The following is a 19,053-nucleotide window of genomic DNA, read 5'->3' as shown; positions in this document are numbered from 1 at the left end:
CATCAGACGGAATAGTACATGTCGTACTCGACCGGGTGCGGCGTCATTTCGAAGCGCATGACTTCCTGCATCTTCAGTTCGATGAAGGAGTCGATCTGGTCATCGTCGAAAACGCCGCCGGCGGTCAGGAACTTGCGGTCCTTGTCGAGGCTTTCGAGCGCTTCGCGCAAGCTGCCGCAGACGGTTGGGATCTTCTTCAGTTCCTTCGGCGGCAGGTCGTAGAGGTCCTTGTCCATGGCCTTGCCGGGGTGAAGCTTGTTCTTGATGCCGTCGAGACCGGCCATCAGCATGGCGGCAAAGGCGAGGTAGGGGTTCGCCGTCGGATCGGGGAAGCGGACTTCGACGCGCTTCGCCTTCGGGTTGGTGCCGAAGGGGATGCGGCAGGAGGCCGAGCGGTTGCGGGCCGAATAGGCAAGCAGAACCGGTGCTTCATAACCCGGGACGAGGCGCTTGTAGGAGTTCGTCGACGGGTTGGTGAAGGCGTTCAAGGCCTTGGCATGCTTGATGATGCCACCGATGAAGTAGAGGCAGGATTCGGAAAGCCCGGCATATTCGTCGCCGGCAAAGGTAGGCTTGCCGTCCTTCCAGATCGACAGATGCACGTGCATGCCCGAGCCGTTGTCGCCGAAGATCGGCTTCGGCATGAAGGTCGCGGTCTTGCCATAGGCATTGGCGACCTGGTGCACGACATATTTGTAGATCTGCATCTTGTCGGCGTTGCGCACGAGGGCATCGAACTTGACGCCGAGCTCGTGCTGCGCCGCTGCCACTTCGTGGTGATGCTTTTCCACCGTCACGCCCATTTCGGACAGCACGGTCAGCATTTCGGAGCGCATGTCCTGGCTGCTGTCGACCGGCGGAACCGGGAAATAGCCGCCCTTGACGCGGGGGCGGTGACCGAGGTTACCCGTCTCGTAGTCCGTGTCGTCGTTGGAGGGAAGTTCGGAGCTGTCGAGCTTGAACCCGGTGTTGTACGGATCGGCCTTGTACTTGACGTCGTCGAAGACGAAGAATTCCGCTTCCGGACCTACGAAGACGGTGTCGCCGATGCCGGAAGCCTTGAGGTAGGCTTCTGCCTTCTTGGCCGTGCCGCGCGGATCGCGGTTATAGGCTTCGCCCGAGACCGGATCGAGAATGTCGCAGAAGATGACCATGGTAGACTGGGCGAAGAACGGGTCCATATGCGCCGTTTCCGGATCGGGCATGAGCACCATGTCGGATTCGTTGATAGCTTTCCAGCCGCCGATCGAGGAACCGTCGAACATGACGCCGTCGGCGAACATGTCTTCGTCGACGCAGACGACATCCATCGTCACGTGCTGCAGCTTGCCTTTGGGGTCGGTAAAGCGCAGGTCTACGAATTTGACGTCGTTTTCCTTGATCTGCTTCAGAACTTCATTCGCAGTCGTCATTTGTTGCAATTCCCTGTGTGATGACGAGGATTGGAAAAACGGGGCCGGACGGCCCCCGGATCGGTGAGATCGCCGGACGCGATCAGATGGCGTCGAGACCGGTTTCGCCGGTGCGGATGCGGATCACTTCTTCCACATTGGATACGAAAATCTTGCCGTCGCCGATGCGGCCGGTTTGCGCGGCATTGCGAATGGCTTCGATCACGGCCTCCGCATTTTCATCCGCCAGCACCACTTCGACCTTCACCTTCGGCAGGAAGTCGACGACGTATTCTGCGCCGCGGTAGAGCTCCGTGTGTCCCTTCTGCCGCCCGAAGCCCTTGGCTTCCGTGACGGTGATCCCCTGCAGGCCGACCTCCTGAAGGGCTTCCTTCACTTCGTCGAGCTTGAAAGGCTTAATGATCGCTTCGATCTTTTTCATGAGAAAATGTCTCTCCGCTTCTCCCTTTAAAGCAGGTTCTGCCCGCTTGGCCTCACACTATGCACGTAGCGTGCCACTTTTGTAGCGGAATGACGCGCAGATTGCGAAATTTCCAGTGGTAACGCGATGGGTGCCGATGGGGCAGTGGCTTCTGCAACGGCATTCTGCCTATTTTTTATGAGGTTTTGAGTGTTCGACACCGGTGCGCGACGGATGATCGCTGCGTTTCGTGGTCGAAGCATGTTATTTGAGCACTTATAGTGTGCAATTGCATATTTTTTAGTCACGTCACTTTCCGTCAACGCTGCTCTTGTCTTGCGCTTTCGGTCGGGCTTAGATCGTTTCCATGCTTCACGCGCTTTCGAATATCCTCGTGACCCCGGCGGAAATGACAGAGGTCGACAAGGATGCCGCGCGCTCGGGGATCGACAGCTTCTCGCTCATGCGTTCGGCGGGAACGGCCGTATCGGCCGCCGCCTTGCGGCTTTACCCCGAAGCATTGCGCTTTGTCGTGCTTTGCGGCCCCGGCAATAACGGCGGCGATGGCTATGTCGCCGCAGCGGCGCTCGCCGAAACCGGCGCAAGCGTCGCCGTATTCGCGCTCGGGGACGCGGCGATTCTGAAGGGCGACGCCGCGCGGGCGCGCGATGCCTGTGCGCTGGTGCCCGGCCCCCTCGACGCCTACGAACCGCAATCGGGTGACGTCGTCATCGACGCACTTTTCGGGGCGGGGCTTGCGCGCGACGTGCCGGAGGAGGCGGGAACGATCATCGAGCAAGTGAATGCGAGCGGAGTACCGGTCCTCGCCGTGGACCTGCCATCCGGCATTGACGGGCGTACGGGCGAAATCCGGGGCTTGAGCTTCGTTGCGGCTCACACGGTGACGTTCATGGCGGCCAAGCCCGGCCATCTGCTGATGCCGGGCCGCGCCCGCTGCGGCACGCTTGAAATCTTCGATATCGGCATTCCTGCAAGGCTCGTTGCGGACAGAGCCGGCGATCTCACCGTCAACACGCCCGCGCTATGGGAGCGACACCTCGGCGCGCTGGATCCCGCGACCCACAAATACAAGCGCGGCCATCTCGCCGTGCTTTGCGGCGGACCGGTTTCGACCGGGGCCGCGCGGCTATCGGCCGCCGCGGGCCTGCGCGCCGGTGCGGGGCTGGTGACGCTTGCCTCGCCGACGGAAGCGCTTGCCGTCAACGCGTCGCACCTCACCGCCATCATGCTCAAGGAAATCAGCAACACTGCCGGCCTTGCCGCCTGGCTCAAGGACAGACGCCTGAATGCCTTCGTTCTCGGACCCGGCTTCGGGATCGGTAAAAAGGCGCGGGATTTCGTGCTCATGCTCTGCGGCCGCGCGCTGGTGCTCGATGCCGACGGGATAAGTTCGTTTCGAGAGGGCAGGGAGCAACTTTTCGACAGGATCGCGGCAGAGGGCGGCCAGGTGGTGATGACGCCGCACGAAGGGGAGTTCGCCCGGCTCTTCCCGGATATCGCCGAAGATGCGGCGCTGTCCAAGATCGAGAAGGCGCAGGCCGCAGCAAGGCTCAGCCATGCCGTGATCGTCTATAAGGGTGCGGATACGGTCGTTGCCGCGCCGTCCGGCCGGGCCGCTGTCAATGTCAACGCGCCGCCCTGGCTCGCGACAGCAGGTTCGGGCGACGTGCTTGCGGGGATCATTGGCGCCCATCTGGCACAGGGAATGCCTGCCTTCGAGGCGGCAGCGGCCGCAGTCTGGCGCCATGGCCAGGCAGGCATCGTGGCCGGCCGCGCGGCAACGGCCGAAAGCCTTGTCGAGTGCATAGCGCCGCTTGGAGAGAATGCTTAGAACGCCGAGCGTTCTGCACACTTCCAGGAAAGCGTGTAACGTTTCCGTCGGGAATCGCCCACTTTCAAAGTGCTAAAGTGTTTCACTACGCTAATGAACGGTGAAACGATCTGCGCTAGCCGCGGGTGCCCTTGGCGATCGGTTCCTGGTAGGTGAAACCGAGGTCCCAGGGGAAGTAGATCCAGGTATCCTGGCTGACCTCGGTCACGAAAGTATCGACGAGGGGGCGACCTTTCGGCTTTGCGTAGACCGCGGCGAAATGCGCCTTCGGCAGCATCGCACGAACCTCGGCGGCAGTCTTGCCGGTATCGGTCAGATCGTCGACGATGAGAACGCCTTCGCCCCCATCCTTCGCGATCTCAGGTGAGATGCTCTTGAGCACCTTCATCTGACCCTGCGTGTCGTAGTCGTGATAGGAGGCGATACAGACCGTTTCGATCATCCGGATGTTGAGTTCCCGGCTGACGATAGCCGCCGGAACAAGGCCGCCGCGCGTGATGCAGACCATCGCGCGCCATTCCTGTCCGTTGTCGGCCAACCGCCAGGCCAGGGCGCGGGCGTCACGGTGGAACTGATCCCAGGATACAGGAAAGGCTTTCTCGGGAAGAGACATGGCGGACTCCGGCTCTCTTGCACTGTCGGCGATAAGCGTTGCTGCAGTTCGACGGCCACGCCGCCGACACTTGTTCATGCCTGATGCAATAGCGGCAATGAAGCCGAAAGTGCAAGAGCCAGTGCGGCCGCGAGCACCGCGATCTGCGATGATTTCGCGGCCGAGGAGTTCAGGGCTGGTTTTTCTCGCGCGAGCTGCCTATCGCCTCGATCATCGCGATCACCCCGGCTTCGGCGGCGCCAAGGACCGCGGCATCGCGGGCCCGGATCACGATATCCGTCGAGAAGCTCTTGCCGTCGAATTTCGGATAGGAGCCGATGCTCGTTTCGGGATGGTTCTTCTGCACCTCGGTCAGCGGCGCTCCGATGTCGCCCTCGCCATAGGGGGAGCGAACCGTACGGGACAGAACGGGCGTGCCGGCCTCGAGGCTCGGCAACAGCGCGTCAAGCATCGCCTGGAACACCTGGGGCACGCCGGCCATGACATAGACGTTCTCGATGGCGAAGCCGGGCGCGGTCGATACCGGATTGGGAATATGGGTCGCGCCATCAGGCATGCGGGCCATCCGCTTGCGCGCCTCGGTGAACTCCATGCCGCGGCGCTCGTACATCGCGCCAAGCAGCTCCATTGCCTTCGGCTCGTGAATGCACTCGACCCCGAAGGCCTTCGAAATCGCATCGGCAGTGATGTCGTCATGGGTCGGACCGATGCCGCCGGAAGTAAACACGTGGCGGTAGCGGCTGCGCAACGCATTGACCGCCTCCACAATCGCGTCCTGGTCGTCGGCGACGATGCGCACCTCGCGCAGATCGATTCCGACCATCGTCAGCATATCGGCAAGGTGGCCGATGTTCTTGTCCTTGGTCCGGCCGGAGAGAAGCTCGTCGCCAATGGCGAGCATGGCGGCGGTGACGATCGTGGGGCTGGTCATTGGCGCTCCGGGCGTATTCGGATCGCGAACGCGATCTCGTCGGTGTTGAAAAAAGCTGAACAGTCTGTCGACCATCCCTGCACTGGCAGTGGTATGTGTTTTGATAAATCCTGCCGGCCGCGGCGATCAAGCGGAATTGCCGGACAACAAGGAGTATCGTTTTGGCTAGAGTACTGGTTCTTTACTATTCGGCCTATGGGCATATCGAGACGATGGCCTATGCGGTCGCGGAAGGTGCAAGATCGGCCGGCGCCGAAGTGGTCGTCAAGCGTGTTCCGGAACTCGTGCCGGAGGACGTGGCGAAGGCTTCGCATTTCAAGCTCGACCAGCCGGCACCGGTCGCGACCGTCGAGGAACTGGCGGATTACGATGCGATCATCTTCGGCGCGGGCACCCGCTACGGGACTGTCGCTTCGCAATTGCGCAACTTTATCGACCAGACCGGCGGCCTGTGGGCAAAAGGCAAGCTCGTCGGGAAGGTAGGCTCCGCGTTCACCTCGTCGGCGACCCAGCACGGCGGCCAGGAATCGACGATTCTCGGCCTCATCCCCACGATGATGCATCACGGCATGGTGGTCGTCGGACTTCCCTATGCCTTCCAGGGTCAGATGGGCATTGAGGAAGTCAAGGGCGGATCGCCCTATGGCGCCTCGACCATTACCGGCGGCGACGGTTCGCGGCAGCCGTCCGCGGTCGAACTCGAAGCGGCTCGCTTTCAGGGTGCGCATGTCGCGCGGATTGCAGCGAAGCTTGCAGACTGACGATCTTCAACGTTCGTGCGCGGCTCCCGATCGAGCCGCGCGCTTTTTTTAGCGGGCGATTCGCATCACAACTCGCCCATCGGCGGGGTCGCCGAACATCGGCCGAGAAGCATTCGCAAATGTGGCCCAATGGGGCAATTTTGTGTTAACATCGCAGCATTCGGCATCAGAAATGCCCGACGGCGACGTGCGCTTTTTAGGTAGCCACGGTCGCTACAGCACTTGAATGGCTGCGGCGCTTCTCAAACCGGCTCCGATTCAGGGAAGCATGCGGCAACAAGGAGGAGCATAAGGGGCCCGCGCGGCGCGGCCCGTCGAGGGCAGGGACTGTCCTTGAACATCCATGGGAGTGACGGATGGTGCAGATCACATATTTCATCGTTCCACACGATGGAGGCTGGGCCTACAAGGCAGCCGATGCATATTCAGAGCCCTTTCCCAGTCGCGAGATGGCGCTAGCGGCCGCCAAAGCTGCAGCAGCCGAACAGCAGGTCGGTGGCGACGACGAGGAGATCAGCTTCCAGGATGAGAAGGGAAACTGGCATTTCGAGCATGCCGACGGCGGCGATCGACCGGAAGCGACCGTAGAGGATGGCTGACGATGTTGCGTTGGAGGGCAAGTGACGCGGGGCAGTTGTCCTTGGCTATGTGACCGGCACAGCCGGCGACTGAATGGAGAATTTCCATGCATTACAATGTTCAGATCTTTACCTGGACTGCACGCCTGGGCGTTCACCAGGTCGGATCGGTCATCGAAATAGACGCGCCGAACCCCAAGGCGGCGGCGATTTCGCTGTTGGGATTGCGGCTCGAGGAGACTGGCGAGTCGTCAAAGCTGGCGGTCAGGGTGTGGAAGGGAGAGGACGCCACGAGAGCCGACTGCGACTGTTTCTACTATCATTGAGCCGGTCATTGACCGGCTCCTCGCCGCACGGCCGGGATTTCTGTTCAGGCCAATCTCTTTTGTGCGTTGGCCTGGCTGACGAAGGCTTGCCCGGCTCGCAGAAGAAGTCCCTCATCCGTCGTGCCGGCCTGATATTCCCGGATCAGCATTCTCCCGAACCGTCGAGCCTGCGCGCTCTCGCGGGGCCATCGATGTTCGCGACACAGCATGTCGAACACGCGCTGCAGCGTGTCCAGGTCTTCGGGAAGCAAGGCGATGCCGCCGAACGCTTGCAGTGAACGCACGCCCCACCCTCCTAGTCATCATCAGGGATGCCATTGAGCCCTGCATTATCTTGCCATTGACATGCCGCGATTGAACCCCTGGCGAATCAGGGGTTGCAAAATTTCTTGGGCAGACGCCATCCGCGATCCTCGAACGGACCGGCCAGGCCATGAGGAACCTTCAGAAATGTCCGGGGTTGATCTGGCAAGACCGAAAGGAGCAAGCCCATGAGCGATCCCAAACATGACGATCTGACCGACCAGCCGATGCCGTCTCCCACATGGAAACCGGAACCGAAAGAATTGGATATGGAGCAACAGCCGCTCCCGGACCAGGGCGCAGAGTCCGGTACCGAGGAAGCAGACGAGCCGCCGGCCAGAAATGGCCAGACCACAAAGAAAGAGAAACCGACCGAAGGCGCAGGATCGGACAATCCGATCCATCACACCGGCCGTGTTCCTCCAAAGGTGACCAAAGGCGAGCTTTGAGCACGTCGAGCGGCTGACGCAGCTGGGCTTGCCCGCGCGCTTCGGAAACGATCTAATCGCCTCGATTCACGAGGTCCGGTTCATCGGGATCGCTTCGCATCCCGCGTGACTATGCAACCGCGTTTCATGCATGTCGTTGTGCCTGACCTGGGCACCGTATGGGAGATTGTAGAGGGATCCATGTTCTACGCGATATTGGCCTATCACGAGGAAGAGGTGGTCGAATCCTGGACCAGGGAAGCAGATGCCAAGCTGATGGACGATCTGCTGCAGGTCAATGATCGCCTCGTCCGGGAGAAGCGATTGGGGCCGGCCGCACGGCTTGGCTCGACCAGGGACGCCGTGACGCTGCGGGGCGAGGGTGCCGGCATGATCATCGACGGTCCCTTTGCCGAAACCAAGGAGCAGTTGCTCGGCCTCTACGTGGTCGATTGCCCGAACCTCGAAGCCGCCGTCGAGACGGCGCGCGAATTGCGCCGCGTCAATCCGACCGCCGTCTACGAGATCCGGCCGATTTCGCTCTATCTGCCCGGTGCCGCGCTCTCGGCCCCCGACGAGAGTCCGGCCTGATTTCGCGCGGCATGGTTGGTAACCGTGGGAAGGGGGCGGTTTTCGTCGACCTTCTGCTCACGCTTCGTGCCTCGACCTACGCGACGCGCCGTCTGGGCCGTGCCGGTGCGGCGTATATGCGTTCGAAAGCCGGAACTCAGGATTGAGCCAGGTCCCAACCGCTCTCTTTGGTTCTATATCGTACCCCATATGTTCAACGCCGGGCTGCGATGGCAATCTCTACGGGTGTAATCGATGCAACCCGAAGGAGAGGCGTTCATGCCCGAAGTACCACACGAACCACTATCAACGAGCGATGAAGACCGGCGAGAGTTTCTGAAAAATTGCGGTCGTTTCGCCGTTGTGACACCTCCTGCAGTAACAATGTTGCTTTCCACCAGCCTGACGTCAAACGCAATCGCCAAGTCCGGCGGCGGCGGTGGCGGCAAGGTTAAAGGCAACAACGGCTGGGGTAACGGCGCAGATCCAAGGAACCCCGGCAGCTCCCATGGCAAGGGCGTAGCTCGCGGCGGCCGCGGCGCTGGACAATCACAAGAAAGCTCGAAGACCGGCCGAGGTCGGTAAGCCAGTCCATTTACGCTTCGCGATGAAATTGGTGTCGTTTTTTGCGCCGTGCGTCATTTCAGACGCACGGCGCTTTCGCATGATGTGAAATTCTGGCGTTGCTCAGCGATCTCGCTGGGACTGTCCGGAAAACGCAGTTCGCAAAACATTCCCTTGACTGAACCGACTAAGTATTTGATTTAGGCTGCGGGCGGACGTGGCGAAACTGGTAGACGCAAGGGACTTAAAATCCCCTAGGCGATCTCTCCGCTCCTGCAATCATCCCTCAACTCACTGAAATTTATGCCTGAAACCCTGCGGTTTCGGGCCCTGAGCGCATTCTCTCCACTGACGGAGAGATTTCGGTGACAAACCCGCTCATGTGACAATCCTCCTGTGACAACCAAGGAAACAGCCCATGACGAGCACCGCTCTCTTCAACTTCAAAGGCAGCAACGTCCGTACCGTCCAGCTCGACGGCGAACCGTGGTTCGTGGCGGCTGACGTCCGCAACACGCTCGGCATAGCCAAGCACGGCAAATGGCTCGACCCGGTTGGGGCGGAGGAGAAGCGGGTCATCCGTGAGTGTGGCGGAGCCTCCCTCAAAGGTCGCGGCCTTGCGGTCCTGTATGAGAGCGGCCTCTACAAGCTGGTCATGCGCTCCGACAAACCGGAGGCCAAGGACTTCCAGAACTGGATCACCCGCGTCGTGCTCCCGGCAATCCGCAAGGACGGCGGCTACATCCACGGCGAGGAGCATGTGGTCTCCGGGGCGATGACCGAGGACGAGCTGGTCTTCAAGGCCATGGAGGTCATGAAGCGGAAGGTCGACCGGCTCTCAGCCGAGAACGCCAAGATGGAAGCGGTCATCAACGAGCACCTCACGCACATGACGGTCGGTGAATACCGCGAGCACAATCATCGCTACTGGCCGCAGTCGGTCACCAGTCGTCTCTCGGCTCGGGCCCGGGCGATCTGCAAAGCCGAGGGGATCGCGGTCACCAAGCAGCACCGGAAGCTCGATCTCGGTCACCGCACCATCGACACGGCGGTCAACGTCTACCCGGTCGCGGTCTTGGAACGGGCTGCTGCGGAACTCCGGGTGTTCGAGGAGGCCGCGCGATGGCCCAATTCGTCGGCACCCATGCCCACCTAATCATCGCAGACGACGCCCCGAGGTCGTCCCGTGCCCGAAAATCCTCGTGCTCCTCACCAAGGCCCACCACCGGCTCGTCACGCATCACGCCACGAGGACTAATCGGTGCTCGACGGAGGGCGCGTCGTGGCCCATTCGAGCAGGATACGGAACGAGCCAACAATGAGTATTGAATTAAAATGGCGGCGACATGAGCCCCATCGGCTCGCTGCCGGTAGGGCTGCCGTCAAATTTTCCATATCTTGTCGTAGCCGATCTTTGCCAAGGCGAGGCCACGATCCGCTATGGACTGGTAGTTCCAGTCTGTTGCGTTCTTCAAGTAATCATCCATGTAGACATTATTTGCAGCCTTGAAGTGTTTCATCTTCTCTTTAAACGGCTTGTCGTCCACTTTCCCATTCAGCGATTCATTGATGAGTATCAAATTGCCGATTGCGCCAACGTCGAACTCATCGCCGGTTTCTTCGCCCTTTGATTGCGGCTGGATGTGCTCAATTGTAAGCAGCGACTGATCAACTTCTTCGGGCATACCGAAGTGCCGAGCTAGTTTTGTGAGTACGTACCGCACCAAATTGCGTTCTCTGGTGTAGCTGGAGCGGAAGATGAGCCGCATAAATGGCAGACTGAACTCAGTTTCGTCAGGCGTCCGTTCCCGAAACTTGCTGCGCATATCCTGCAGGACTGCGGTGAAGTCCTGTGCGTCGTCGCAATCCATCGTGTTCTGGGCGAGCTTTGCGTACATATTTGAGACGCCGCCACCGCCGCGCGACTGAGTCAAAGCATTAAACTGAAACGTGAACCGCTCGATCAATTCAAATGCAGAGCGCGTTGTCTTCAGTGAAATGATCTTGTTCTCGTACTGGGTCATTAACGCGAGCATTAACGGAGCGGCCTGAGCAACACCGAATATACGGATCGCGTGGAGTGCATCCCTGAGAGCTCTCTCTTCCTTCGTCCACTTAACCTCCATCGGAGCCATGCAACGGACATAAGTAGACGCTGCAGACCTTATGCTCTCCAGCCACGATTTAGCATTCTTCTTGTTGATCGCCGCCTTGTAGCTGAGGAAAAGATTGGCTTTCGACACTGACGTCTGATGTGAAAGCCAGTAATGAAGAAGAAACGAGTCGAAATCTATGGCCATCTGGACGCTGTGAAGCTTTTCTGTTGTATCCGTCCAAAGGTTCTTAGCCACATCTAGATTTTTTGTCTTTGCCGGTAGCAACCGCATGAAATGGTTTTTCAGTAGGTCAGACGGCCTTAGGTCCTTACCGCGCGTATTGAGTGTCTCAAAAATGAGATAGGCATCATCCTCATTGTCGAGCTCGATAGAAATAAAGTGCATCTGAAGAAGGCAGTCACGCAGATGCTTAAGGTACGCGATTGCCTTCGCCTTGTCGGACCCCAAGCCTGACTTCAAGTGGGCCCTCAGCACACCCTCCAGGTACCGTCGTGCACTGTCTAGGTTTTCCTGCTGTGTCCCTTCGGGCGTCGTCTTTTGATCCGGCGACCTCGACTGGACAACGTACTGAAAAAACCTGTCTGGGGGATCGTGCTCCAAAACAAAGCGGCTTTTATTGTCGAGGTCACGCGACTCTATAAGGTCGTGAATGGCTGAGGCAGGCCCAGATTCACCCAATTCCTCAAGGTAGTTGCGAATTATCGCAAGCATTATCGTGATCGTCGTGATTCTTTGTTGCCCATCTACGAGTGAAAGGAGGTTTTTTTCTTTTTGGTCGCTGAATACAACTAGCGATCCCATGAAGTATTCGGGATCAGAACGATCCTTTAGATCATTCCAAAACTCAAGAAGATTCTCCCGATCCCAGTCATAGGGGCGTTGAAAACGAGGGACGCGAAGGAAGCTTCCCCTCAATACTTCGTTGAGCGTTTTTGAAACTGGCGTAACCTTCATCAAGCCCCTCCATGGAATCGCCGAATCCTTCATCCGGTAATATCCGCAACCGGTTACTTCTTCTACAACAATAGGGAGAATTCGTTTGGCGCTTCATCCCGAGAATTCCAGCGTCAGGTTGGGCTGGAGCCCGACGTGAGCCACCTCGGCGCCGCCCCGTTTGCCAGCTTGATCAGCCCCCGAAGACCAGCCTCGCTCCATCATTCAGGGGTAGAGATTGACGAGAGCATCATGGACCGTCTTTATTGCCGGTTGCAGCGATATGGGAATTTGGAATGAACCAACAGGCACTATCGGCATTCATCTGGTCCGTAGCGGATCTTCTTCGCGGCGATTACAAGCAAGCCGACTATGGCAAGGTAATCCTGCCGTTTACGGTGCTGCGCCGCATCGACTGCGCCCTGGAGCCTACCAAGGAAGCGGTGCTCGCCGAACATGCCGCCAAAACTGCAGCCGGGATCAATCCTGAGCCCTTCGTCCTCCGCAAAGCCGGGCAGACCTTCTACAACGTCTCGAAACTCGACATGCGGCTTCTGATGGGCGATCAGGACAATATCGCGGCGAACCTCTATGGCTACATCCAGGGCTTCTCGGCGGACGTTCGGGACATCTTCGAGAGCTTCGAGTTCGCGGCCCAGATCGATCGTCTAGCCAAGGCCAAGTTGCTCTATCAGGTGACCGAGAAGTTTGCTCGGATCGACCTTCACCCCGACAGGGTCAGCAACCACCAGATGGGCCTCGTCTTTGAGGAATTGATCCGCAAGTTCTCCGAACTCTCCAACGAGACCGCCGGGGAGCACTTCACGCCCCGCGAGGTGATCCGGCTGATGGTCAACCTGCTATTCGTAGAGGATGACGACATATTGTCGAAGCCGGGCGTGGTCCGCACGATCTACGATCCCGCTGCTGGGACGGGCGGAATGCTGTCGATTGCGGAAGAGTATCTCAGCGAGCACAATGAACAGGCCCGGCTTGTTATGCACGGGCAAGAACTGAACCCGGAGTCATACGCGATCTGCAAGGCCGACATGCTGATCAAGGGACAGGATGTCAGCAACATCGTCTTCGGCAATACCCTGTCTGACGATGGCCATGCCGGTGCGAAGTTCGACTACATGCTCTCCAATCCGCCGTTTGGAGTGGAGTGGAAGAAGGCTGAGAAGGAGATCCGGGCGGAACACGAGCAGAAAGGCTTCAACGGGCGTTTCGGCCCCGGTCTTCCCCGAGTGTCCGATGGGTCGCTGCTTTTCCTCCTGCACCTGATCTCGAAGATGCGTCCTGCGGTCGATGGTGGCAGCCGGTTCGCCATCGTTCTCAACGGCTCCCCGTTGTTTACCGGTGGAGCTGGCAGCGGCGAAAGCGAGATCCGCCGCTATGTGCTGGAGAACAATCTCCTTGAAGCCATTGTCGCTCTGCCGATCGACATGTTCTACAACACGGGCATCGCCACCTATGTCTGGGTGCTGTCGAACCGCAAGCCGGACCACCGCAAGGGCAAGGTCCAACTGATCGATGCCTCCTCCTTTTGGCAGAAGATGCGCAAGAGCCTCGGGTCCAAACGCAAGGAAATGGGAGACCCCGACATTGCCACCGTCACCAGACTGTTCGGCAGGTTCTCCGAGGCTCAGATCGCCACGGTACTGGATGCAAAGGGCAAGGAGATCGCGCGAGAGATCGTGGTTGAGGGTGAGAAGCCCCCAGCTATCCCCCAGGGCGGCAAGGTGAAGCTTGCGCCGCTGTCGCGCATCCTCCCCACCGAGACCTTCGGCTATCGCACGATCACCGTCGAGCGTCCCCTGAGGGATGAGAAGGGTCATATCGTCCTCGGCACCAAGGGCAAGGCAAAGGGCAAGCCACAAGCCGACAGTTCACTTCGCGACTCCGAGAACGTGCCGCTCGGCGAAGGGGTCGAGGCGTATTTCGCACGGGAGGTCCTGCCCCATGCTCCTGATGCTTGGATCGATCACGAGAAGACCAAGGTAGGCTATGAGATCCCGTTCAACCGACACTTCTATGTCTTTGAGCCGCCGCGACCGCTTGCTGAAATCGACTCCGACCTGAAGCAGGTCACCGGGCGCATTTTGGAGATGATTGGGGAGTTGTCGGCATGAGTGCTCACTCCTATGAAAGCTACCAAGACAGCGGCACGGAATGGTTAGGCCAAGTACCGAGCCATTGGCGGCTTCGGCGGCTTGGGTATTATTTTCAAGAGCGCCGGGAGAAGGTCAGCGACAAAGAGTATCCAGCGCTTTCTGTTACAAAAAATGGCGTTGTTCCACAGTTGGAGACCGCAGCGAAGACGGATGATGGCGACAACCGCAAGAAGGTCATGGCGGGTGATTTCGTTATCAACAGTCGCTCAGATAGGAAGGGCTCATCCGGTATAGCGGAGCAGCATGGCTCGGTCTCGCTGATAAACACTGTCCTGATCCCACTCCCAGAGATAAGATCGCGCTTCGTGCACTACCTATTGAGGAGCACGGCGTTCCATGAAGAGTTCTATCGGTACGGAAAGGGAATTGTCGCCGATCTCTGGAGCACAAATTATAGCGACATGAAAGCGATCACACTCGCTGTACCTCCGCTGCCAGAGCAAACCGCTATCGCCGCATACCTCGACCGCGAAACCGGCAAGATCGATGCGCTGGTGGAAGAGCAGCAGCGGTTGATCGACCTGCTGAAGGAAAAGCGCCAAGCCGTTATCTCCCATGCGGTCACCAAGGGGCTCAACCTAAATGCTCCGATGAAGGACACGGGGATCGAATGGATCGGTGAGGTCCCGGAGCACTGGGAGCGAATTCAACTCGGAAAGCTTTGCCTCCAGGTTTCAGATGGTCCGCACTTTTCACCTCAGTACACAGACGACGGCGTGATGTTCCTTTCCGCAAGGAACATTAAGGTCGACGGTTGGTCGCTGGAAGACGCAAAATATATTTCCGAAGAGGACTGCGCAGAGTTTGATCGCCGAGTAGTTCCGGAGAAGGGAGATATTCTTTACACGAAGGGGGGAACAACTGGTATCGCGAGAGTTGTTGATTTAGATCACCGCTTCCAGGTCTGGGTCCACGTGGCGGTTCTTAAGGTCAACCGCTCGATAGGCAACCCGCACTACATCGCCCATGCGCTGAATAGCGTCGGAGGTTATGAGCAATCGCAGTTGTACACACAAGGTGCGACTAACAAGGACTTGGGGTTGACGCGCTTAGTCAAGATCTGGCTCGCGTTACCGCCGCTCCACGAGCAAGCAGAAATCGCCTCATATCTTGAGCATGGAACCAGTCGCGTGGATAGCCTCATCGGCGAAGCCGAAGACGCGATCGAACTGCTCCGAGAACGCCGCTCTGCCCTAATCTCAGCCGCCGTCACCGGCAAGATCGATGTGCGCGGTCAATCAACGTCTACAGTTGTCACTCCTGACTTTCGCCAGAGCCAGAAACTGGTCGCCGCCAAAATTGTCGAAGAACTGTCGGGCCAGAAGACATTCGGTCGTGTCAAGCTCCAGAAGCTGCTCTATCTCGCAGAAGCTCATGGCGGCATACACGAACTGAGTGGCCATTACGTCCGAGAAGCCGCGGGGCCGCTCGACAGGGAGATGGTTCGGGAAGTCGAGACGGCATTGCAAGCTTCCGGCCATGTCGTCATTGAACAGCCGGAAGGCCGGGGCACTGCCGTGAACTATCAACTTCGCGGAATGAGGGGAGCATTCCAAACGGAATTGGAGACACTTCTTGGGGACAGAATTTCGGCCCTTTCCGAAATAATCGAGACGGTGGGAGCGCTCGACACCCGGGGAGCAGAAGCCGTGGCGACACTCTATGCAGCCTGGAATGACGCTCTCGCGTCCGGCACGGTTCCGAGTGATGACGAGATCATTAGGGAAGTGCTGAACGAGTGGCATCCAAAGAAGGCTGAGACGTTCACCGTGGCGGACCTCAAACACTGGCTGGCTTGGATGCGCCGCAACGGATTGAAGCCGAAAGGAAATGCCCCCGTGACGAACACTGGGAGGTTGTTCGTCTGATGACTCTACATCGGGAGATCAGCTTCGAAACGGAAATCTGCGGTCACCTCGCGGCGCATGGCTGGATGTATGCGGAGGGTGATGCAGTCAAGTACGACCGCACCCGGGCGCTATTTCCTGCCGATGTCGTGGCGTGGGTCCAGACTTCGCAGCCCAAGGCTTGGGAGACGCTGGCGAAGAACCACGGTTCCGCCGCCGAGACCATGCTGCTCGACCGCATCCGCAAGCAACTCGATGAGCGCGGGACTGTGGATGTCCTGCGCCACGGCGTCGAACTGATCGGCCTCAGGGCACCCCTGAAGCTGGCCGAGTTCAAACCGGCCTTTGGGCTCAACGAGGAGATCCTCGCCCGGTACAACGCCAACCGGCTGCGTGTCGTGCGGCAGGTGCGTTACTCAAACAGCCACGAGAATTGCATCGACCTCGTCCTGTTCCTCAACGGGCTTCCTGTTTCGACCATCGAGTTGAAGACGGACTTCACCCAAAGCGTCCAGGACGCGGTGGACCAATACAGGTTCGATCGGCATCCGAGCCTCAAGGGACAATCGCCTGAGCCGCTCCTGGGCTTTCCCAGCGGCGCCCTCGTCCACTTTGCGGTCAGCAATGCCGAAGTCATGATGGCGACGAAACTCGAAGGGGCAGACACCCGCTTCCTGCCGTTTAACAAGGGCAATGAGGGCGGCAAGGGCAATCCACCAAACCCGAACGGTCACCCTACCGCCTATCTCTGGGAGGAGATTTGGGAATGCCATTCCTGGCTGGAGATCCTGGGCCGCTACATCGTTGCCGCGAAGGACGTCAAGAAGAAGATCACGGGTCTGGTCTTCCCGCGCTTCCATCAACTGGATGCAAGTCGGAAGCTCCAAGCTGCGGTTCTCGCTGAGGGCGCGGGGGGCAAGTATCTGATCCAGCATTCGGCGGGATCGGGAAAGACCAACTCGATTGCATGGTCGGCGCATTTCTTCGCCGATCTGCATGATGAGCAGCACAAGAAAATCTTCGACACTGTCATCGTTGTGTCTGACCGTAATGTGATCGACACCCAACTTCAGGAAGCGATCTTCAGCTTTGAGCGCACCACAGGGGTCGTTGAGACGATCACCAGCGAAGGCGGTGCCAAGAGCAGCAAGCTTGCCGAAGCGCTGGCTGGGGGGAAGAAGATCGTCGTCTGCACCATCCAGACCTTCCCTTTCGCGCTGGAGGCTGTGCGGGAGCTGGCAGCGACCCAGGGCAAGAAGTTCGCAGTGATCGCCGACGAGGCGCACTCAAGCCAGACGGGCGAGACCGCATCAAAACTGAAGCAGGTTCTCTCAGCCGAGGAACTGGCGCAACTCGGGGACGGAGGCGAGGTCAGCAGCGAAGACATTCTCGCGTCCCAGATGGCGGCTCGGGCGAGCGAGAGCGGCATCACCTATGTGGCCTTCACGGCGACCCCCAAGGGCAAGACGCTGGAGCTCTTTGGCCGCCGCCCGAACCCGAGCGAACCGGCGAGCGAGACCAACAAGCCGCAGCCCTTTCACGTCTATTCGATGCGTCAGGCCATCGAAGAGGGCTTCATCCTTGACGTCCTAAAGAACTACACGCCCTACGATCTCGCCTTCAAGCTGGCCAATGCTGGCGGCGAGATGGACGACAAGGAGGTGGAGCGCAAGGAGGCTGTCAAGGCGCTGATGCGCTGGGTGCGGCTGCATCCCTACAATATCAGCCAAAAGGTTCAGATCGTCGTCGAGCATTACCGGGCGAATGTGCAGCCGCTGCTCGACGGCAAGGCGAAGGCCATGGTGGTCACCGGCAGCCGCGTCGAGGCGGTGCGGTGGCAGATCGCGATGCAGAAGTACATCAGGGACCAGAAGTACGACCTCGGCACCCTCGTGGCGTTCTCCGGGGAGGTCGACGACAAGGAAAGCGGACCGGAGCCCTTCTCGGAGTCGAGCAAGGAGCTGAACCCGGGATTGAACGGGCGGGACATCCGCGAGGCCTTCAAGCTGCCGGAATACCACGTGCTGCTCGTCGCCAACAAATTCCAGACCGGTTTCGATCAGCCGCTCCTGTGCGGCATGTACGTCGATCGTCGCTTAGCGGGGATACAGGCAGTCCAGACGCTCTCGCGCCTCAATCGGGCACACCCGGGCAAGGACACGACCTATGTCCTCGACTTCGTCAACAGCGGCGACGACATCCTGAAGGCGTTCCAAACCTACTATGAGACGGCTGAACTTGCCGGGGTCACCGATCCCAACCTCGTGTTCGACCTCAGAGCGAAGCTGGACGCCGCTGGATACTATGACAGCTTCGAGGTCGATCGTGTCGTGAAGGCCGAACTCGACCCGCAGTCGAAGCAGAGCAATCTTGTGGCCGCCATCATGCCTGTCGTGGATCGGCTGCTCAGGGCCTACAAGGCCGCACAGGAGCGCCGAACGGTTGCCCTGACGAAAGAGGATACCAAGGCGGCGAAGGATGCCCAGGACGAGATGGAGGCGCTTCTGCTCTTCCGCAGCGACATGGGCGCGTTTGTCCGCGTTTATGCCTTCCTGTCGCAGATCTTCGATTACGGCAACACCGACATTGAGAAGCGATCGATCTTCTACAAGCGGCTGATCTCATTGCTCGACTTCGGTCGCGAACGGGACACCGTTGACGTTTCTCAGATCAAGCTGACGCATCACAGGCTGTCGACGAAGGGGCCGCGGCAACTCACTCTCTCGGGTTTCTCTGAGCCGCTGACGCCTTACACGGCTCCGGGCTCAGGCTCGGTACAGGACAAAGAGAAGGCGCTGCTCGCTGAGATCGTTGCGAGGGTGAATGACTTGTTCCAGGGCGAACTGACGGATGACGACCAGGTCATCTATGTGAACAGCGTGTTGAAGGGGAAGCTGCTGGAGTCGGAAACGCTCGTCCAGCAAGCCGAGCACAACACGAAGGAGCAGTTCGCGAGTTCCCCGGATCTCTCGAAGGCTATTCTCGACGCGATCATGGACGCCTTCGAGGCCCATTCGGTAATGAGCAAACAGGCCCTCGATTCTCCCAAGATCCGCGAAGGTATCAAGGACATCCTTCTTGGACCAGGACAGCTTTGGGAGGGCCTCAGGGAGCGCAGAGGGTCCTTGGCTGAACACGACGTGTAGTTCCTCGACAATGCCTGAGCCGGTCATGCCCCAACATGACTTTCCATCTGCTCGTCTCTAATCGAATGGTCCTCTCGGGATGGGTTCAGAGACACAGC

17 protein-coding genes are annotated in these 19,053 nt (G+C 59.0%); 11 read left to right on the top strand and 6 right to left on the bottom strand.

The features are described 5' to 3' along the window. Window positions 1-2: 2 nt before the first annotated feature. Complete coding sequence (gene glnA / locus ACTJKL_RS16495; RefSeq protein ID WP_100674228.1) at window positions 3-1,412, bottom strand: type I glutamate--ammonia ligase; 1,410 nt, start codon at window positions 1,410-1,412, stop codon at window positions 3-5. Between the two features lie 82 nt (window positions 1,413-1,494). Next, window positions 1,495-1,833: a P-II family nitrogen regulator gene (locus ACTJKL_RS16490; protein ID WP_003528058.1), complete on the bottom strand. Its 339-nt coding sequence runs from the start codon at window positions 1,831-1,833 to the stop codon at window positions 1,495-1,497. A gap of 346 nt (window positions 1,834-2,179) precedes the next feature. Here ACTJKL_RS16490 and ACTJKL_RS16485 point away from each other — a divergent pair, with 346 nt between their 5' ends. Next, the gene (locus ACTJKL_RS16485) at window positions 2,180-3,664 is read left to right on the top strand and encodes an NAD(P)H-hydrate dehydratase (RefSeq protein ID WP_440853329.1); all 1,485 of its coding nucleotides are present in this window, start codon (window positions 2,180-2,182) and stop codon (window positions 3,662-3,664) included. Window positions 3,665-3,779: 115 nt separating this feature from the next. Here ACTJKL_RS16485 and gpt read toward each other — a convergent pair whose 3' ends face one another. Both gpt and ACTJKL_RS16475 read right to left on the bottom strand, forming a co-directional pair. Further along, entirely contained in the window at window positions 3,780-4,277 is a 498-nt protein-coding gene (gpt, locus tag ACTJKL_RS16480; protein WP_015007526.1) for a xanthine phosphoribosyltransferase, read from the bottom strand. Between the two features lie 169 nt (window positions 4,278-4,446). Next, entirely contained in the window at window positions 4,447-5,208 is a 762-nt protein-coding gene (locus ACTJKL_RS16475; protein WP_018094962.1) for a competence/damage-inducible protein A, read from the bottom strand. A 161-nt stretch (window positions 5,209-5,369) separates the two neighbouring features. On the opposite strand from ACTJKL_RS16475, the gene wrbA reads away from it, so the two are divergent. From wrbA to ACTJKL_RS16460, 3 genes are all read left to right on the top strand, one after another. Continuing rightward, window positions 5,370-5,969, top strand: a complete 600-nt coding sequence (gene wrbA, locus ACTJKL_RS16470) for an NAD(P)H:quinone oxidoreductase type IV (RefSeq protein ID WP_100674230.1) — start codon at window positions 5,370-5,372, stop codon at window positions 5,967-5,969. 356 nt (window positions 5,970-6,325) lie between these two features. Beyond that, entirely contained in the window at window positions 6,326-6,568 is a 243-nt protein-coding gene (locus tag ACTJKL_RS16465; RefSeq protein WP_003528075.1) for a DUF2188 domain-containing protein, read from the top strand. Window positions 6,569-6,654: 86 nt separating this feature from the next. Further along, complete coding sequence (locus ACTJKL_RS16460; protein WP_018094960.1) at window positions 6,655-6,873, top strand: hypothetical protein; 219 nt, start codon at window positions 6,655-6,657, stop codon at window positions 6,871-6,873. A 44-nt stretch (window positions 6,874-6,917) separates the two neighbouring features. On the opposite strand, the gene ACTJKL_RS16455 is transcribed toward ACTJKL_RS16460, so the two are convergent. Beyond that, window positions 6,918-7,157: a hypothetical protein gene (locus ACTJKL_RS16455; protein ID WP_324763406.1), complete on the bottom strand. Its 240-nt coding sequence runs from the start codon at window positions 7,155-7,157 to the stop codon at window positions 6,918-6,920. Between the two features lie 207 nt (window positions 7,158-7,364). On the opposite strand from ACTJKL_RS16455, the gene ACTJKL_RS16450 reads away from it, so the two are divergent. The 4 genes from ACTJKL_RS16450 to ACTJKL_RS16435 all read left to right on the top strand — a co-directional run bounded on the left by ACTJKL_RS16450 (window position 7,365) and on the right by ACTJKL_RS16435 (window position 9,894). Further along, window positions 7,365-7,625 (top strand): hypothetical protein, encoded by a 261-nt coding sequence (locus ACTJKL_RS16450; RefSeq protein ID WP_440853328.1) that lies wholly within the window; start codon window positions 7,365-7,367, stop codon window positions 7,623-7,625. 180 nt (window positions 7,626-7,805) lie between these two features. Then, window positions 7,806-8,195, top strand: coding sequence for a YciI family protein (locus tag ACTJKL_RS16445; RefSeq protein ID WP_440853327.1), 390 nt, complete (start codon window positions 7,806-7,808; stop codon window positions 8,193-8,195). A gap of 258 nt (window positions 8,196-8,453) precedes the next feature. Next, window positions 8,454-8,759 (top strand): hypothetical protein, encoded by a 306-nt coding sequence (locus ACTJKL_RS16440; RefSeq protein ID WP_018094956.1) that lies wholly within the window; start codon window positions 8,454-8,456, stop codon window positions 8,757-8,759. Window positions 8,760-9,156: 397 nt separating this feature from the next. Continuing rightward, window positions 9,157-9,894 (top strand): BRO-N domain-containing protein, encoded by a 738-nt coding sequence (locus tag ACTJKL_RS16435; protein WP_440853326.1) that lies wholly within the window; start codon window positions 9,157-9,159, stop codon window positions 9,892-9,894. 226 nt (window positions 9,895-10,120) lie between these two features. On the opposite strand, the gene ACTJKL_RS16430 is transcribed toward ACTJKL_RS16435, so the two are convergent. Continuing rightward, window positions 10,121-11,809 carry a DUF262 domain-containing protein gene (locus ACTJKL_RS16430; RefSeq protein WP_440853325.1) on the bottom strand — a complete coding sequence of 563 codons (1,689 nt, stop codon included), beginning with the start codon at window positions 11,807-11,809 and terminating at the stop codon, window positions 10,121-10,123. A 275-nt stretch (window positions 11,810-12,084) separates the two neighbouring features. Between ACTJKL_RS16430 and ACTJKL_RS16425 the strand changes: the two genes are divergently transcribed. Genes ACTJKL_RS16425 through ACTJKL_RS16415 form a run of 3 tightly spaced genes read left to right on the top strand, consistent with a single transcriptional unit; the run spans window position 12,085 to window position 18,955 of the window. Next, window positions 12,085-13,920 carry a type I restriction-modification system subunit M gene (locus tag ACTJKL_RS16425; protein WP_440853324.1) on the top strand — a complete coding sequence of 612 codons (1,836 nt, stop codon included), beginning with the start codon at window positions 12,085-12,087 and terminating at the stop codon, window positions 13,918-13,920. Further along, window positions 13,917-15,830, top strand: a complete 1,914-nt coding sequence (locus tag ACTJKL_RS16420; protein ID WP_440853323.1) for a restriction endonuclease subunit S — start codon at window positions 13,917-13,919, stop codon at window positions 15,828-15,830. The genes ACTJKL_RS16425 and ACTJKL_RS16420 overlap by 4 nt, the downstream gene beginning before the upstream one ends. Next, window positions 15,830-18,955, top strand: coding sequence for a type I restriction endonuclease subunit R (locus tag ACTJKL_RS16415; RefSeq protein ID WP_440853322.1), 3,126 nt, complete (start codon window positions 15,830-15,832; stop codon window positions 18,953-18,955). Before ACTJKL_RS16420 ends, ACTJKL_RS16415 begins: the two co-directional genes overlap by 1 nt. Window positions 18,956-19,053: the final 98 nt, after the last annotated feature.

Origin of the sequence: Sinorhizobium sp. 22678 (assembly GCF_052044265.1) — a bacterium.
Lineage (GTDB): Bacteria > Pseudomonadota > Alphaproteobacteria > Rhizobiales > Rhizobiaceae > Sinorhizobium > Sinorhizobium meliloti_A.
Note: the sequence above shows the minus strand (reverse complement) of the source record. Positions and strands in the feature narration are given on the sequence as shown.